This window comes from Prevotella sp. KH2C16 (genome assembly GCF_900113305.1).
Taxonomy (GTDB): domain Bacteria; phylum Bacteroidota; class Bacteroidia; order Bacteroidales; family Bacteroidaceae; genus Prevotella.
Window position 1 is genome coordinate 1 of the sequence record NZ_FOOW01000058.1, and the last position, 1243, is coordinate 1243.

General features: G+C 52.9%; 2 protein-coding genes. Both read left to right on the forward strand.

Annotation, left to right across the window (positions count from 1 at the left end; all coding sequences use genetic code 11):
* The coding region (locus tag BM114_RS14025; protein ID WP_177207130.1) for a topoisomerase C-terminal repeat-containing protein at nt 1-155 on the forward strand (155 nt) is incomplete at its 5' end.
* Between the two features lie 93 nt (nt 156-248).
* On the forward strand, nt 249-1243 hold a 995-nt coding region (locus BM114_RS14030; RefSeq protein ID WP_177207131.1), incomplete at its 3' end, for an N-6 DNA methylase.

Here is a 1243-nt window from a genome sequence, read left to right on the forward strand (position 1 = left end):
ATATCCGGGACTTGCTGACCACGGGACGAACGACCATCCTCAAAGGCTTGACGAGCAAGGCAGGCAAGAAGTTCAATGCCCGTCTGGTTCTGAATGAAGACTACACCACTTCCTTTGAATTTAAAAGCAGGAAAGGAAAACCAAGAGGGAGATAATCCCGACAGAAACAAAGAGGAGCAGATTTGGTCGGGAGGTAATATACTTTTATCTTCCGACCTTTTTCCTCCTTAAATTAAGAAGAAAACACTATGGCATACAATAAGAAAGCAGTCTTGGCAGCCAACACGGAAGCCATCCGTGTGGTGCTGCGTCTGGAAAAGGAACGCCGCGAAGCCACCGAGGAAGAAAAAGCCGCACTGCGCGGCTATCAGGGCTTCGGTGGCTTGAAATGCGTACTGAACCGATGTGACAGTCCCGACGACCTCCGCTACTGGAGCCAGTCGGAGCAGCAGCTCTTCGAGCCGACCCAAAGGCTCAAACAGATGATATACCGTGAAGCCGTCGATGCCAATACCGCCAAACGCTATTGGGAGAGCATCAAGGCAAGCGTGCTCACGTCCTTCTATACCGATACCCGCATCGTCGCCGCCATTTCCGATGCACTCACTTCTGTAGATATACCCATACGTCGCTGCTTAGACCCTTCGGCTGGCATGGGAGCCTTTGCCGAGACGTTCGCAAAGAAAGCAAGCACGGTCGACGCAATGGAGAAAGACCTGCTTACCGCCCGTATCTCACAAGCCCTGCATCCTTATGGGCAAGGCAACATCTTTGTCCGACAAGATCCCTTTGAAGCCATCGGGGAACTGGAGGATAAGGACAAATACGACCTTGTCACCAGCAATATCCCCTTTGGCGATTTCATGGTCTATGACCGTGAGTACAGCAAGGGCAAGGACATTCTCAGACGGGAATCCACACGAGCCATTCATAACTATTTCTTCGTGAAGGGGCTGGACACGCTCAAGGAGGGCGGTCTGCTGGCTTTCATCACCTCGCAGGGCGTATTGGACAGTCCCAAGAACGAAGCCATCCGCCGTTATCTGATGCAGAACAGCCGACTTGTCTCCGCTATCCGTCTGCCATCGGGTATGTTCTCCGAAAACGCAGGGACGGAAGTGGGCAGCGACCTCATTGTCCTGCAGAAGCAGTCGGGAAAGGAAATCGGCGAAGGCACCGAGCAGCAGTTTGTAGAAACCGCCTCCGTTCCCAAGGGCGATGGCTTCCCCATTGCCTTTAACCA